The 15,509-nt window shown below is 67.4% G+C and carries 18 protein-coding genes; all 18 read left to right on the top strand.

All coding sequences use genetic code 11. The features are described 5' to 3' along the window. The first annotated feature begins 30 nt into the window (after positions 1–30). Positions 31–474, top strand: coding sequence for a P27 family phage terminase small subunit (locus CVM50_RS07135; RefSeq protein WP_085887318.1), 444 nt, complete (start codon positions 31–33; stop codon positions 472–474). Further along, complete coding sequence (locus tag CVM50_RS07140; RefSeq protein ID WP_408634049.1) at positions 461–2,128, top strand: terminase large subunit; 1,668 nt, start codon at positions 461–463, stop codon at positions 2,126–2,128. Before CVM50_RS07135 ends, CVM50_RS07140 begins: the two co-directional genes overlap by 14 nt. Next, the gene (locus CVM50_RS07145) at positions 2,125–3,411 is read left to right on the top strand and encodes a phage portal protein (RefSeq protein ID WP_085887317.1); all 1,287 of its coding nucleotides are present in this window, start codon (positions 2,125–2,127) and stop codon (positions 3,409–3,411) included. The genes CVM50_RS07140 and CVM50_RS07145 overlap by 4 nt, the downstream gene beginning before the upstream one ends. Then, on the top strand, positions 3,408–4,319 hold the full coding sequence (locus CVM50_RS07150) for a S49 family peptidase (protein WP_085887316.1): 912 nt from the start codon (positions 3,408–3,410) through the stop codon (positions 4,317–4,319). Before CVM50_RS07145 ends, CVM50_RS07150 begins: the two co-directional genes overlap by 4 nt. Before the next feature lie 93 nt (positions 4,320–4,412). Beyond that, on the top strand, positions 4,413–5,732 hold the full coding sequence (locus CVM50_RS07155) for a phage major capsid protein (protein ID WP_085887315.1): 1,320 nt from the start codon (positions 4,413–4,415) through the stop codon (positions 5,730–5,732). A 66-nt stretch (positions 5,733–5,798) separates the two neighbouring features. After that, entirely contained in the window at positions 5,799–6,146 is a 348-nt protein-coding gene (locus tag CVM50_RS21295) for a hypothetical protein (protein ID WP_085887314.1), read from the top strand. Positions 6,147–6,155: 9 nt separating this feature from the next. Then, positions 6,156–6,725, top strand: coding sequence for a head-tail connector protein (locus CVM50_RS07160; protein ID WP_085887313.1), 570 nt, complete (start codon positions 6,156–6,158; stop codon positions 6,723–6,725). Position 6,726: 1 nt separating this feature from the next. Further along, positions 6,727–7,107, top strand: a complete 381-nt coding sequence (locus tag CVM50_RS07165; RefSeq protein ID WP_085887312.1) for a head-tail adaptor protein — start codon at positions 6,727–6,729, stop codon at positions 7,105–7,107. After that, complete coding sequence (gene gp17 / locus CVM50_RS07170; RefSeq protein ID WP_085887311.1) at positions 7,104–7,505, top strand: tail completion protein gp17; 402 nt, start codon at positions 7,104–7,106, stop codon at positions 7,503–7,505. The genes CVM50_RS07165 and gp17 overlap by 4 nt, the downstream gene beginning before the upstream one ends. Further along, positions 7,502–7,948, top strand: a complete 447-nt coding sequence (locus CVM50_RS07175) for an HK97 gp10 family phage protein (protein WP_085887310.1) — start codon at positions 7,502–7,504, stop codon at positions 7,946–7,948. Before gp17 ends, CVM50_RS07175 begins: the two co-directional genes overlap by 4 nt. 25 nt (positions 7,949–7,973) lie before the next feature. Beyond that, a complete protein-coding gene (locus CVM50_RS07180) occupies positions 7,974–8,393 on the top strand; it encodes a phage tail protein (protein ID WP_085887309.1) in 420 nt (139 codons plus the stop codon). A gap of 57 nt (positions 8,394–8,450) precedes the next feature. Beyond that, positions 8,451–8,843 carry a hypothetical protein gene (locus tag CVM50_RS07185; RefSeq protein ID WP_085887308.1) on the top strand — a complete coding sequence of 131 codons (393 nt, stop codon included), beginning with the start codon at positions 8,451–8,453 and terminating at the stop codon, positions 8,841–8,843. Positions 8,844–8,926: 83 nt separating this feature from the next. Then, on the top strand, positions 8,927–9,139 hold the full coding sequence (locus CVM50_RS07190) for a hypothetical protein (protein WP_085887307.1): 213 nt from the start codon (positions 8,927–8,929) through the stop codon (positions 9,137–9,139). Positions 9,140–9,151: 12 nt separating this feature from the next. After that, on the top strand, positions 9,152–12,082 hold the full coding sequence (locus tag CVM50_RS07195) for a phage tail length tape measure family protein (RefSeq protein ID WP_085887306.1): 2,931 nt from the start codon (positions 9,152–9,154) through the stop codon (positions 12,080–12,082). A 2-nt stretch (positions 12,083–12,084) separates the two neighbouring features. Next, on the top strand, positions 12,085–13,038 hold the full coding sequence (locus tag CVM50_RS07200; protein WP_085887305.1) for a hypothetical protein: 954 nt from the start codon (positions 12,085–12,087) through the stop codon (positions 13,036–13,038). Beyond that, on the top strand, positions 13,038–13,829 hold the full coding sequence (locus CVM50_RS07205; protein ID WP_085887304.1) for a hypothetical protein: 792 nt from the start codon (positions 13,038–13,040) through the stop codon (positions 13,827–13,829). Before CVM50_RS07200 ends, CVM50_RS07205 begins: the two co-directional genes overlap by 1 nt. A 267-nt stretch (positions 13,830–14,096) precedes the next feature. Beyond that, on the top strand, positions 14,097–14,360 hold the full coding sequence (locus CVM50_RS07210; protein WP_085887303.1) for a spike base protein, RCAP_Rcc01079 family: 264 nt from the start codon (positions 14,097–14,099) through the stop codon (positions 14,358–14,360). Positions 14,361–14,364: 4 nt separating this feature from the next. Next, positions 14,365–15,509: phage head spike fiber domain-containing protein (locus CVM50_RS07215; protein ID WP_157792144.1), on the top strand; the 1,145-nt coding region annotated here is incomplete at its 3' end.

Consider the following 15,509-nt stretch of genomic DNA (forward strand, 5'->3'; position numbering starts at 1 on the left):
GAAAAAAAGCCCACTTGAAAGGAGGGTAGGATGAAAGGAAAGAAGCCAGCCCTCGACAATGTGGTGCCCATGAAGGGCGACAGCTACCGCCCGACGCCGCCGGCGCCGGAGTGGTTCCCGCATCCCGAGGCGGTAGAGGCCTGGGAGCACCTGGCGCCGGTGCTGATCGCCAAGAACCGCCTGGAGCCGCACCACGAAGATCTCTTCGCGGCCTATTGCGTCGCGGTCGGGGATTTCGTCCGCTTCAGCGGCGAGCTGGCGGTTCTGGGGAATTACTACGAGGTGAAGACCCGCAACGGCCTGCAGGAGAAGAAACGGGCCGCCTGGGGTCAGCGGCAGGACGCGCTGGCCACCATGCAGCGGATCGGTGCGCTTTACGGCATGTCGCCGGTAGACGAGGCGCGCCTCGGCAATGGCGGCCAGGGGTCCTTCCTGGAGGAACTGGAAAAGGCGATGCGCGGTGGTGCATCCTGAGGATCACCCGGTCTCGGTCTATGCCCGCGACGTGGTCGAGGGGCGGATCGTGGCGGGCGAGCTGGTCACCATGGCCTGCGCCCGGCATCTCTCGGACCTGGAAACAGGCGCAGAGCGGGGGCTCCACTTCGACCCCGAGGGTGCAGACCGGATCCTGAATTTCGCGAAGATCCTGCGGCACACCGAGGGGGCCTTGGCGGGCAAGTCCTTCGAGCTGCAGCCCTGGCAGGTTTTCCGCATGGGCTCGGTCTTCGGCTGGAAGCGGGCGGACGGGCTGCGCCGGTTCCGCAACACCTATCACCAGGTGGGCAAGAAGAACGGCAAGACGACCGACACGGCGGTCCCGATGCTCTTCTCGCAGCTGCTGGACGGCGAGGCGGCGCCGCAAGCCTACTGCGCGGCGACGACGCGCGACCAGGCGGGGCTGCTGTTCCGGGGCATCAAGCGGATGATCAAGCATTCGCCGGTGCTGAGCCGGGGCATGGATGTCTACCGGACCCAGATTGAGAACCCGCACACGGACGGGCTGATCGCCTGCCTGTCGCGGGACGGAAACAGCTCGGACGGGATCAACCCGCACTTCCTGGCGCGGGACGAGATGCACCGCTGGACCGACCGCGAGTTGGCCGAGACGATCACGGAATCCATGATCGCCCGCAGCCAGCCCATCGACTGGGTGATTACCACGGCCGGCCACGATCGGGCCTCGCTCTGCGGCGAGCTGCGGGACTACGCTGAGAGCGTTCTGCGCGGCGATGTCCAAGATGACCGCTTCTTCGCCTATGTGGCCGAGCCGCCCGTGGACTGCGACCCGATGGACCCGAGGAGCTGGGCCATGGGCAATCCGAACCTGGACGTTTCAAAGCCGCGGGCCGAGATCGAGGCTGCGGCGAAGCTGGCGCAGATCATCGCGGCGAAGATGCCGAACTTCCGGCGGTTTCACCTGAACCTCTGGACCGAGGGCGCCGAGACCTGGATCGCCCGGGACGTCTGGGACCAGGGAGCGGCCGCCGCGCCGCAGGACATCACCGCCTTCAAGGGGCGCCGCGCCTGGGTCGGGCTGGACCTGTCGAACAAGGTCGACACCACGGCCCTCGTGGTCGCGATCCCCGAAGGCGAGCAGATCCACGTCTTCGCCTATACCTTCCTGCCGGAGGGGCCGCGGGGTTTCATCCACCGCGCCCAGACGGAGAAGCGCGAATATGTCGGCTGGCAGCAGGCCGGCTGGCTGGAGATCTGCAAGGGCGGTTCGGTCGATGAGGAAGAGATCCGGGCGCGGCTGCACTGGCTGCGCCGGCATCTCGATATCCAGGAGGTCGCCTATGACCCCTGGGGCATGAAGTACCTGGCCGAGCGGCTGGAAAAGGACGGCTTCCCGATGGTCGAGCACCGCCAGGGCTTCGCCAGCATGTCCAACCCGATGAAGCGGGTGGAGGAGCTGGTTGCGCAGAACCGGATCCGCCATGGCGGCAACCCGGTTCTGGCCTGGCAGGTCGGCAACGTGCACCGCGACGAAGACGCCTCGGAGAATGTGAAGCCGAACAAGAGGAAGAGCACCGGGCGGATCGACGCGGCGGTGGCGATGATCATGGCGGTCGGCCGGGCGGTGGCCGGCAAGGGCAAGACGAAACACCGGGAGATCGAGGTCATATGAGCATCTTCTCAACCCTGATGCGCGGATCCCGCGCCGCGCCGGTCCCGGCCGTGCCCCGGGCCGAACCGCCTGTCACCACTGGCGCCCAGGCCGTCAGCGGCACCGCGCAACCGGAGCCTTGGTTGCAGGACATCGGCTTTTCCGGCGGCGGCAGCCGCGTCGCCTCGCTGCCCCGGGTCACCCCGGTCATCGCGCAGCGCCATGCGACCGTCACGGCCTGCTGCACGATCATCGCCGGTGACCTGGCGAAGCTGCCCCTGCAGGTCTGGCAGCGGGACGCCCAAGGGCGCGAGGTGCGCGTGCGCGACCACGCCGCCGGCTACCTGCTGAACGTCGAGGCCTCGGCGGGCGTGACCGCGATGGTGACCCGCTTCGCCATGGCCTACGCCTTCGCCCTGCGCGGCACCGCCTACGCCTATGCGCCTCGCGACGGGGCGGGCGAGCTGACGATGATCGACTGGGTGCATCCCGATCACTGCAGCGTCCTGCGCAACGGCCGGGCGCGGTTCTACGACTTCGACGACGGGGAGGGGATCCGCCGCCGGGCGCCGGGCCGGGCGATGGTTCACCTGCGCTATATGTCCGAGGATGGCTGGACCGGCCGCAGCCCGATCGCGGTGGCGGCCGAGAGCTTCGGGATCGCCCTGGCCGGACAGGAAGCGGCGGCGCGGTCTGCCTCGGGCACCTCGATGAAGGCCTTCGCCAAGACCCACGCCTTCGACGCGGATGAAGAAAACTACCAGCGCCAGAAGGAGCGACTGCGCCGGGCGCTGCGGGATGAGGGCGACAACGGCATCCCGGTGATCGGCCCGGATGATGACATCAATCGCCTGGATCTCTCGGCCGCCGATCAGCAGCTGCTGGAAAGCCGCAAGTTCGACCGCGAACAGATCGCCGCGACCTACCGGATGCCGCCCTCGAAACTCCAGATGCTGGAGTTCGGGGTGAAGGCCAACGGCCAGCAGCAGGCCATCGACTACCGCTCCGACTGCCTCAGTCACTGGGGCGGGTTCATCGAAACCCAGCTGGCCCTGGGCCTGCTGACCGAGGCCGAGAGGCGCGAGGGCCTGTTCCTGCGCCACAACTTCGACGCGCTGCTGCGGGCGACGACGAAGGAGCGGTACGACGCGCTGAACAAGGCCGTGGGCGGCCCCTGGATGTCGCTGAACGAGGCCCGCCGCGAGGAAGGGCTGAGCGACGTTGACGGCGGTGACGCGATCTACCCGCCGCCGAACATGACCCGGGACGAGAGCCCGACCGAGGACAAGGAGACCGAGGAATGACCCGACCGACCCTGCGCGCCCTGCTGGGCGGCACCGTCATGGCGCTGCATGAACCGGCGGCCCGTGCACTGCTGGAACAGCCAATGCCCGACGCGACCGCGCCCGGCGAGGTCGCCGCCGCAGTCGCCGAGCGCTTCGCGGTGGAGCGCAGCGTGGCCGTGGTACCCGTGCGCGGCGTGCTGACGCCCAACTCGGCCATTCTCGAACGCTGGTTCGGCTGGGCCACTTATCGCGGGTTGATCGAGACCTGCGAGCAGCTCGCCAGCGATGAGGCGGTCTCGGCCGTGGTGCTGGAGCTGGATACGCCCGGCGGCGCGGTGCGGGGCTGTGCCGGCGCTGCCGCCGCCATCGCCGAGCTGAACAAAGTGAAGCCGGTCCATGCGCTGGTTGACCCGCTGGCCGCCAGCGCCGGCTACTGGCTCGCCAGCCAGGCGCGCGAGATCTCGGTGGCCCCCGGCGCCGAGTTGGGCAGCATCGGGGCCGGGCTGATGACCGGGGCCTATGTGCAGCCGGGCGCCTCGACGGGCCTGCAACTCTTCGAGTTCACCTCGCCCCATGCCCGGGCCAAGTGGCCGGACCCTTCGACCGAGGAGGGCAAGGCGGAGCTCGAACGCAGCCTGGCCGAGGCGGAGGCACGTTTCCATGAGGCTGCGGCCGCGGGGCGCGGCATGACGGCGGAGGACCTGCGCAGCCGGGCCAGTGTGACAGATGATCCGCGCGACGGCGGGGCGGTTTTCGATGGGGCCGGCGCGATCTCGCGCGGGCTGGCCGACCAGATCGAGAGCCGGCGCGCCTTCTATACCCGCATTCTCGGATCCTATGCCCCGGCGCCGCGCAAGAGCCGCAGCGCCGGACCCCGGGCTGTCTCGGCCCGGGCGGCCGCCGCCCTGGCTCTCGCCCGAACCTGACCCGACCGACAGACGACCTCAAGACACCCTGCCGCAGAACGCGGACGGGGCTGAACCGCTGCGCGCGTGCAGCATTTCCCAAGGAGAACCCTGATGAACCTCGACGACCTGCGCCGCGCCCGAAAGGCCGCGGCTGACAAGATGAAAGCCTCGGCCGACAAGCTGGCGGAGCTGGAAGCGGCAGAGGCCCCGGATGAGGCCGCCATGGCCACGGCCCAGGCGGAGTTCGATGCGGCGGACACCGAGTTCCAGGCCGCTGACCGCAAGGTGAAACGCGCCGAGGGCGTCGAAGCGGCCCAGGCCGCCGCTGCAACCGGCGACACCACCACCCCCGCAGCCCCCGCCGCAACCGTGCCCGCGCAGCCCGCGAATCCCGATCATCAGGGGCTTGAGGTCGGCTTCATGGCGCTGGCGCTTGCCGCCAACCGCGGCGACCGGGAACGCGCCTCCGCCATGCTGGAGAGCGAGGGCCATTCGGGCATCGGCGCCGCGCTGAACTCCACCTCGGAGACCGCCGGCGGCGTCCTGGTGCCGCGCCCCCTGGCGTCCCAGATGATCGAACTGTTGCGCCCCCGCGTGGTTGTGCGCAAGGCCGGGGCGCGCACCGTGCCGATGTCGGCCGGCGAGCTGCGCCATGCCAAGCAGACCGGCGGGGCGACCGCCAGCTATGGCGGCGAGATCGACCCGATCGAGGAGAGCGAACCCTCCTTCGACAAGGTCGACCGCAGCCTGAAGAAACTCAGCTCGCTGGTGCCTGTCTCCAACACGCTGCTGACGCGGGCCACCGTGGGCGGCGCCCAGATGATCCGCGACGACATGCTGAAGGTCATGGCGTTGCGCGAAGACCTGGCCTTCCTGCGCAATGACGGCTCGGGCGTGCTGCCCAAGGGCATGCGCTACTGGGCGCTCGGCGCACACTGGGATGCAGGCCCCGTCGCCGCGACGGCGCTGGCGGCCGATACCGCCCTGCGCCGCTGCGTCTCGCTGGTCGAGGATGCCAATGTCTCGATGATGAAGCCGGGCTGGATCATGCGCGCCAGCGCCAAGGCCTGGGTGGCCAGCCTGCGCGACGCCAACGGCAATCCGCTCTTCCCCGAGGTCGAACGGGCCGGCACGCTGAAGGGTTACCCGATCCACACGACCTCGCAGGTGCCCAACAACCTCGGCGCCGGCAGCAACGAGACCGAGATCTATTTCGCCGACTTCGCGGAAATGATGATCGGGGAGGGTGGTGACCTGCGCATCGCACAGTCGACCGAGGCGGCCTTCGTGGACAGCAGCGGCGACACCCAGTCGGCCTTCCAGCGCGACATGACCCTGTTCCGGGCCATCGCCGAGCACGACTTCGCCCCCGAGCATGACGAGGCCATCGCCGGCTTCAACGCGGCGGACTGGTCGCTGCAGGCGGCCTGATCCGTCCACCCCGCGCCGGGATGATCCCGGCGCGGTCCCTTTCCCTTCCGATCTGGAGATCCCGACATGATGATGACCCCGGTGACGTTCAAAAAGCATTCCGGCAAGTACAACCCCGGCGAAACGGCAGGCTTCCTGCCCGAGCGCGCGGCCAAGCTGATCGCCAGCGGTGTGGCCAAACCCTACGTTCCGCCCGCGGGCAAGCCCGCTGCCGATGATGAGGCCGCCAGCCTGGCGCGCCGCCTGGCCGAGGCGGAAGCCCGCGAAGCCGACCTGATCCGCCGTGCCGCCGAGCTCGATGCGCGCGAGGCGGACGTGGCCGCGAAAGAGGCCGGCGCGTCCGAGCCGACGACTGCCAAGGCCGAAGCGGGCAGCCCCCCGGCGCAGGGCGTCGCACGGCCGGGCAAGAAGTAAGGCGGGCCGATGGAACTGACAGGGGACGCGCCGGCCAATGCGGTCAGCGTCGAAGATTTCCGCCGCGCTACCGGCTTCATCGAACCGGACGCCGAGGCAGATGCGCTGATCGAAAGCTACTTGGCCGCCGCGCAACAGGTGGTCGAGGCGGGCACGAACCGGCTGCTTGGTCGGCGATCGCTACGCTTCAGCTTCCGCGCCCGCCCGGGCTTGCTGCGCTGGTGGTTCCCCTGCGCGCCGGTGGTCGAGGTGACTTCGGTGAAACTCCTGCAGGGCGGGGCGGAGACGATCCTCGCCCTGCCGGACCTTGGGCTGCGCATGCTGGCGGAAGAACCGCAGATCCTCTTTCCCGTTGGCGCGGTTCCGGCGGGCGAACCTGCGGTGATCGAGGTCGAGGCAGAGGCCGGTGCCGATGCGGTCGATCAGCGCTTCGCCCAGGCGATCATCATGATCGCCAAGGAATGGCGCGACGCGAACATCGCCATCGATCAGCCGGAAGCGGCCCGGCTGACCTTCGGCGCCCGGCACCTGATGAAACAGACCCGCTACCAGCGGCCCGATGTGAGTGAGGGGATCTGACATGGCGCAGACGCAAGGCGCTCCGCTGTCGCGCGGCAAGGAGCTTCTGATCCGTGATCGGCTCGTGACCTTCGAGCGGCGGGCAGAGACCGGACGCAACGCGCTGAATGAACCGACCTTCACCTGGGCAGAGATCGGTCGGTCCTGGGGCGCCGTAGAAAACCTCGGCGCTCAGGAACAGGTCGCCCTGCAGACTGAGGGCATGGTGGCGGCCGTGCGCGTGCTGGTGCTGGATACGCCGCTGGCGCGCTCCGTCTCGCTGGTCGATCGCATCCGGGTTCTGGGCGAGACTTGGGACCTGGTGGGGCGTGGCCCCCATGCGGTGCGCCGGGGTATCTTCGCCTTCACCGCTGCGCGGGCCAGCCCTGGGGTGGCGCCATGAAGGCGGCGCTGACGGCGCTGCTGCTGTCGGATCCTGATCTGCAGGCGCAGGTCGGAACGCGCGTGAACTGGTCGACCCCGCCGGCCCATGCGGGTGGCTTTCCGTACCTTGGCCTGACGCTGGTCAGTGCGCCGGTGGCCTACACGCTGGACGGCGAGGCGGAGGTGCAGCGGTCGACTGTCCAGCTCGATGCTTGGGCCGTGACAGCCGCTGAAACGGAGGCCCTTCGCTGGGAGGTGCGCAGCCTGCTTTCGGGGTTCCGGGGCGTGGTCGAAGGCGTGTTCTTCCGGGGCGCCTTCGTGATCGGGGCGCGGGACCTCGACGGGCGCGGCCTCGGCGACCTGGGTCCGCTCTTCGGGGTCTCGGTCGACATGAGCATTCGCTGGAGTGTCGTATGATCAAGATGGAGTTCACGGGCGGCCGGGAGCTGGAGAAGGCCCTGCATGAGCTGCCCAAGCACACGACGCGCAAGTCTCTGGCCCGGCGGGTTCTGAAGAAGGCAGCACAGATTTTCGCGGACAGGGCCAATGCCCTGGCCCCGCGCGGATCCGGTGGCGACCTGGAAGAAAGCTACGGGGTTGGCACGCGGCTGACCCGGCGCCAGGCGGCCTCGGCCCGGCGCGAGGGACGCGATGACGTCTTCATGTACGCCGGGACCAATGATCCGGCGGGCCAGCAGCAGGAGTTCGGCAACGCGCATCACGCGGCGCAGCCTCATGCCCGCCCGGCTTGGGATCAGACCCAGCAACAGATCTTCGAGCAGATCCGCGACGACATGAGCGTCGAGGTGGAGAAGGCCGCAGCGAGAGCGCGGCGCAAGGCGGCGCGACAGGCGCGCTGAACCCGAACGGCAGAAAGGAAACGACATGGCCGGTGAAACTGAACTCTGGGGCGGCTCGGTGGAGCGCTCCGAAGACGGGGTGACCTTCACGCCCGTTGCCAAGGTCACGGGGGTGACGGTGCCCACGCTGACGAAGAACACGCGCCAGCGCACCACGCTGGATAGCCCCGCGAAGATCCACGAATACGGCGAGGGCTTCGCCGAGCCGGGGGATCTGTCGATCTCCTGCCTCTATGACCGCGCGGGCTATGTGGCGGCCAAGGCGGATGAGGCGCGGGCCGGGGGCACCTATTACCGGATCACGCTGCAGAACGGCGATGCCTTCGACTGCCACATGATCACCCCCGTTGTCGAAACCGGTGGCCTCGATCAGATCGACGGCGACGCCACCTTCACCATCTCCGGCAAGACCTCCGGCGAAACCGAGTTCACCCCGGCCGCCTGAGCCGCGGCATGACCCGCCGACTGCAGCAGCTGCAGCGGCGATAGAAAGGACCCTGACATGACCCTGAAGACCCATGTGGACCTCGCGCCGAAGGATGGCGGCGAGGGCTGGAAGCTTGCCTTCACCACCAATGGCATGTGTGCCTACGAAGAGGAGACGAAGAAGCCTTTCACCTCGGTTTCCGAAGCTCTGTCCGATGCCTCTCACGGGCGCCTCTCGGTGCGGGCGCTGCGGACCATTCTCTGGGCCGGCCTGCAGGAGCATCATGAAGGCACCACCATGCGCGATGCCGGCAAGGTGCTGGACGCCAGTGGCATGACCGCGGCAGGCAAGGCCATCGGCGATGCGATCCGGTTGGCCTTCCCCGAGGAGAAACCGGCGGCGGGAAACGGCGACAAGGCGGGGAAGCCCGCCGGCGGCGCCCCGAAAGAAACGACTGGCAAGAGCTGATCCGCCAGTGGGTCGCGGCGGGGCAGGATTATGAACGTTTCGGCCACCTGACCCTCCGCGAAATCGACCTGGTCCTGTCCGGCGTGTTGCTCGGGCAGGAACGGGCGGCGCGCCAGCGTCGGGGCGAAATCTACAGCCTCGGCCAGCTGGTGATGATCGCCACGCACAGCCCCAAGACATTCCCGAAGCCCGATGAGTTCATCGACCGCCGGCGGCGGCGTGGCTCGGCCGATGCCGAGATCCGCGCCTATTTCGCCGAGCGGGTCGCGACGCATCGCGCAAAACCAACCCGATAGAAGGTCCAGCCCATGTTCAAGGGATTGATCGGCGCCCTGCGCGTGGATCTCGGCATGAATTCCGCCGAGTTCCAGAAGGGGATGAGCGACGCCACGCGAGGCATGCGCAACATGCAGAAGCAGTTCGCAGGGATGGCAAAGGACTTTCGCCGGATCGGTGCGGGGATGTCGCTCGCGCTGACCGCGCCGCTGGTGGCCATCGGGAAGCAGTCGATGGAGCTGCAGAAGGTCCAGGCCCAGGCCGTGGCGCAGGTCGACGCCGCTCTGGCCTCGATGGGGACCACGGCCGGGTATACCTCCGCCGAGCTGCAGAAGATCGCCAGTGAACTGCAGGGCAACTCGCTCTTCGGCGACGAGGAGATCCTTGGAAAGGTCACCTCGAACCTCCTGACCTTCGGCAACGTCACGGGGGACGTCTTCGCCCGGGCGCAACGTGCGGCCCTCGATATGTCGGCGGCCCTCGGCCAAGACCTTCAGAGCTCCACCGTGATGCTCGGCAAGGCGCTGAACGATCCGGCCAAGGGTCTGACGGCGCTGACCCGGGTGGGTGTCTCCTTCACCGAAGAGCAGAAGAACCTGATCAAGGCTATGGTCGAGGTCGGTGACGCGGCCGGGGCGCAGGAGATGATGCTGGCCGAGCTCGAAAAGCAGTATGGCGGTCAGGCCAGGGCGCTGCGCGAGCTGCCGTCGGGCCAGATCGAGGCGGCGATGATGGACATCGGCGATGCCATGGAACAGGTCGGCGCAATCATCTTGCCGGTCATGGCGGAGCTGGCGCGCAAGGCGTCGGGCGTAGCCCTGGCCTTCCAGGCGCTATCGCCGGAGGTGCAACGCTTCGCGGTGATCGCCGCGGCCGTCGCGGCGGCCGTTGGTCCCGTGCTGCTGGCCGTGGGCGGCCTTGCCGCTGCCGTTGGTGCGCTTGCCCCTGTCTTCGTCGCGATTGCGTCGCCCATTGGCCTGACGGTCGCCAGCTTTGCGGCCCTGGCTGCCGGGGCCGTCTACATAGGCCTGAAGATCCAAGGGGCAGTCGAGCGCCTCGGCGGTTTCGGGGAAGCGCTCTCGCTGGTGAAGGATGTGGCGAGTGAGGTCTTCGCCCGGATCGGTGACGGCGGAGCGATCCTCGAAAACAAGCTGGCGATCAGCTTCTCGGCCATTCAGGCCGGTTTCTTGAAGATGATCGCGGGTCTCCAGCGGGCGTGGGCCGGATTTCTGCATGGCGTGAAGGCCCAGCTGGTCGACGTGCCCGGCATGGAAGACGCAATGCTTGCGGTCGGGACTGCGGCTATCAAGGCCGGTTCGGCTGTCTATGAAACCGAGCTTGCGATCAGCCAGGCCCAGGACAGCATTGCAGAGCTTGAGGCAACCAATGCAGAGCTGGCCGCAGGCCTGACGGAGCCCCTGGCCGCTGTCGGAGCACTGAAAGAGGCGATGAAGAAGACCTATGACACCGGCGCTGAAGGCGGCGGCGCTGCGCAGGATGCGACAGAGGGCGTGACCACCGCGCTGGAGACCGCAGGGGATGCAGTTCAGGACCTTGGCGATCAGTTCGATGCGACAGGCGCGCGCGGCGGCAAGGCGCTGAAGGACCTCAAGGCCGATGTGAACGACCTGACTAAGGATGCCTATGGCCTGCAGGGCGCCTTCAAGTCGGCGGCCTCTTCGCTCGCCTCGGGTGACGTGTCGAGCGCCTTCGGCAATCTTCGTTCGGGGATCGGTAGTGCTGCGACGAATGCCTTTGGTGGGTTGCTCAAAACCTCCTTTGGCACGGGCGGCGGCGGCTTGTCCGGTGTGATTGGCGGGCTGACCTCGGCCTTCTCGGGGATGACAAGTTCGCTGGCGAAGATCGGCGGGGGGCTAGTTTCGAGCCTCGGCGCCATCGGCGGAGCGATCTCGGCGGCCCTGCCGATCATCGGGGCCGTCACGGCGGTGGTCGGGCTCATCAAGGGCTTTTCCTCCAAGAAGCTGGTCGGTGCCGGGATCGAGTTGGGGGTGGCCGACGGGCTTCTGAGGGGCGGCACCTATCAGCGGATCAAGAAGACGAAGTTCTGGGGGCTGTCCTCCAGCACCTCGACGAAGCGGAAGGCCTTTGACCGCGAAACCCAGGAGGCGCTGAGCGAAGAGCTGGGCAACGTGCAGGAGGCGGTGCAGAGCGCCTTCAGCCTTGCCGGCATGGAAGTGTCCGACGCCATGATCAACGGCGTCCGCGTCGCCATCGAGAAGATCGACACGCGGGACATGTCGGAGGCGGAGATCCAGGAGCGGATCGCCGCGTGGTTCGGCGACTATGCCGACGCGATCTCCGATACCGTCGCCTCGGTCACCTTCGACCAGGTGCAGGCGCTGGCGGCGCTGAAGACCATGTTGGAACCTCTCGGGCAGGGGTTCCACGGCGCTTTCGATGACATGGCGATCGCGGCCGAGGACCTGGGCGAGATCGCCGGCGGGATCGACGCGCTGGCTGGCCAGCTCGATGGCTTTGTCGCGACCTTCTACACCGACGCGGAACGCATGCAGATGGCCACGGACGCCCTGCATGAGCAGTTCGCCGACCTCGGCCTGGCCGTGCCGGAGACCGCGAAGCAGTTCCGCGAGCTGGTCATGAGCCAGGACCTGATGACCGAAGCCGGGCGCGATACCTATGCGGCGCTGCTCTCGCTCTCGGGGCTCTTCGCGGAAGTGGAGGGCGGGATTGCCAGCCTGACCGGGGCCTTCGACCTCGGCCAATACTACGCGACCGAGTTCGACGCCAAGCTGGCGGCGATCGCCGAGGCGCGGGGCTACTCCGCCGATGTGATGTCCGGGGGCGACGCCGGCGTGACGCTCGCCGGCACGCTGCACAATCTCAGCACCGACGGGGTGGCCCAGACCTCGGCCCTGCGCCGGCTGGTCACGCTGATGGAACGCTGGGACGCTTATGGCACCCCGGCCGAACGGGAGTTCTGAGCATGTACATCGCGCGGGAGTTCTCGCCCGACCTCGACCAGGTGCGCACCTCTCTGGTTGAGGACGATGCGCCGGCCTGGGACGTGGAGACCAGCTATCCGCTGAACGCGCGGGTGGTGCGGGGCCACCGGATCTACCAGTCGGCCATCGAGGACAATCTCGGCCTCGATCCGCTGCTGGAGGATCAGTCGGTCCTGGCGGCCCGCTGGGTCTTCGACAGTTTCACCAATGCCTTCGCCTGCTTCGATGGGGTGCTGACCAACGCCACGGTGGCGACCGAAGACCCCGGCGCGGAAGTGCCCTGGCTCGATCCGGGGCTCGGGATCAACCCGACCTCCGCCCCGATCATCATCGAGATCGACGGGCTGCAGGGCATCGATACTCTGATCCTCTTCGGGGTCATGGCCAATTCCGCCCGGCTGATCTGCTTCGACGTGGTCGACACGGTCCTGCTGGACGAGGAGACCAACCTGTCCGGTCGGCAGGTGAGCAACTGGTGGGAATGGTTCTTGGAACCCTTCACGGGCTTCTCCGACAAGCTGGTGAACCTCAACCTGCCGGGCACCACCCGGCGCGTGCTGGTCGCCCTGTCGGGTAGCGCGGTGACGCTGGGCGAGGTCTTCCTCGGTGACCGGCTCTTTGTCGGGAAAGGCATGGCCCAGCACACGGTCGGCCGCTCGATCAGCGGCTCGCGCTACAGCTTCAACGACTACGGCGCCCTCACGCTGGCCCGCGGCCCGACCCGGGTCGAGATGGACTATGCCGTGGTCGCCCCGAAGCTGCTCTGGGACCAGGTGAAGCCGCAGCTCGACCGGCTCTCCGGCACGCTGGTCGCCTCGATCGGGGCGGAGCTGCGCCCCTCCAGCATCCACTTCGGGATCCTCGGGCCGGTGCAATGGGCCGAGGATCTGCCCGACGAATATGAATACTCGTTTACCATCATGGGGGTTTCCTGATGCCTGTCCCTGACTTCACGCCCTACGCCGGCCTGCTGCCGAGCGCGAGCGATCCGGCCACCTTCTCGCCCCGCGCGTCGGAGCTCTTCACCTGGTTTGTCGAGACCGGTGCCCCTCAGCTCGCGGCGCTGGCGGCTTTCCTCGATGGGATCATGGAAGACGAGGCGACGGTCCTCGATGCCCTGGACAGCCTGCAGGCTTCGCTGGGGGAGCTGGCCGCGCTCGACGTGAGCGAGCTGGTCCTCGACGAAGACAGTTTTGACACCGACAGCGCGACACGCCCGCCCAGTCAGCGGAGTGTTGGAGCATACATCGGCGCCCGAAGCTTTGCTGCGCCCCATCTGACCATCAGCACCACCACTACCGTTTGGCCGCAAACGGGACCGGGCACCGATTACCAGGTCACCTTCGATGACGTGCTGGATCACGACACCGACCGGATCCCAGGGGTCAGCCTCAGCGGCGGTGACATCATCGATCTGCCGCCTGGTGAATACTACGCTGAATGGGATGTGAGCTTTTATCGGGATAGCTCGTCGTCTGTGGGGCGGGCTTTGACTACGCTGCGCGATATGACAGCGGGCGTTGACCTCGGCCATTCAAACATTGCTTCGTGTACGGGGTATGGTGCGGCGTCCAGCCTTGGTCGCGCTCGTTTCACGCTGGGGGCCACTTCCACTCTGCGAGTGGTTGCTGACATCGCCTACGTTCACCTCGACATCGTTGGCGTGTACAACGTCTTCGCCCGGCCCGCCCGGGGCCGAACCCTTTGGCTCTGGAAGCTCAAGTAAGCTCAGCTTCGGATCTGGTCGGGGGCGCCTTCAGGCTGCGCCGCCATGCGCAGCGGCGGGGGCCCTTGCCATATCTTGGGGCAGGCGCCACCGGGGCATCGTCAACACGATCCGGCTGGCGCTCAGCAAATCCACGAACACCGGTTCACTCTCTGTCTATGGCGTCGTGCGGACGTGATCTGGGGTGAGGCCACGCAGTGCAGAGCATAGGGGCCCGGTTGATGAAACCGGGTGCCCACCGTCAATCATTTTCAGAAGGAGACCTAAATGCACCCCGAATATGCCAAGAGCTACCCCGCCCGAAACAGCTCGGGAGCGCGCCATGCCGCAGTCATTCCCTCCGACAGCACCGATCTGCCGGTGCGCCCGCGTGCGCTCTATGTCGGTACCGGCGGGGATCTCGCCCTTCGCGACGCCGCAGGCGTTGTGGCGATCCGCAGGAATGTCGCGGCCGGCACCGAGATTGCCTTCGAGGCGGTCCGCGTCATGGCCACCGGCACCACCGCGTCCGACATCCTGGCGATCTGGTGATCCCATGATCGGTATCGGAACGGGCGCCATCACCCTGGCGGGCGGTGCCGGGAACTGGGTCGCGCGGGATCCGGTGGCCCGCAATGCGCACCTCTTCTTCTCGCCGGAAACCGGCCGCTTCGCGAAGGGTGGGGTGCCGGCGTCCTTCTCCCAGATGGGCACCTTTGAGGCCGCAGGCACGCGCTATGAGCGCACTTCCGACGGGGCCTATCTGCCGCGAGGAGTGGACGTGCCGCGTCTTGCGGACTTCGGGTCCGGGGAGCGTCGGTGGTTTCTGACGGGGGAGTACACGAACCTGCTCCGGTGGTCTGAGGACATGACCCAGTCCGCGTGGGTTAAAAACAATGGCGCCACTGTCGCGCCAGGAGAGATATTGAGCCGCCTGGGGCTGCCCTGCGCCAAGATCAACATTCCGCCTGGCGGGGACCAAAAGCTGCGACAGTTCGTCGACGTGACTGCTGTGCCGGACGGCACTCCGATCACGTACTCTTTCGAGGCGCACGTCGACGGGCCTCAGACCGTTGCTGTCCGCCCTTTCAGCGATGGTGCCGGGTTCACGGGTGGGCAGCAAGACTTCGACCTCGACCCCGGTTGGAATGAGCTTTCCATGACAGTGGGTAAGCCCGCTGGTGCCACCGCCGTCTACTTTTCGGTTATGGGTGAGCAGAGCGCGTACAGCTACCACATGGCGGCCGCGAACCTCACGGCTACGCCTATTCGAACGGCGCCGGTCATTACCGAAGGCAGCGCGGTGACCTCTGCCCCGGAGCTCTTCAACTCGGACCTGTCGGGGTTCGACCTGTCGGGCGGCGTCTGGGTGTTTTTCGACGGCGCAATGTACGGAACCAATGAGCCGTTCCCGCCATATTTCACCATCCAATCCGACGTGAACAACCGCCTCACCGTGTTCCAGAATACCGCGAACGGTGTGATCCGCGCTCTACAGACGTCCGCCGGGGCGGGCGAAGGAATAAACGGGCCTGTCGTTCCGCCCGGCGACCCTGCGAAGTTCGCGGTGAGGTTCGAGCCGGATAACATGGCGTTCATTGTCGGCGGCGTAACCGCCGGGACGGTGGCCTCGGTCGGATATCCAGCCGGACTTTCTGATTTTCACCTCGGCGCTCGGGATGCAGGCGGGGCTGGCAAGCC

Origin of the sequence: Pseudooceanicola marinus (assembly GCF_002786295.1) — a bacterium.
In the GTDB taxonomy this organism is placed as follows: Bacteria; Pseudomonadota; Alphaproteobacteria; order Rhodobacterales; family Rhodobacteraceae; genus Pseudooceanicola; species Pseudooceanicola marinus.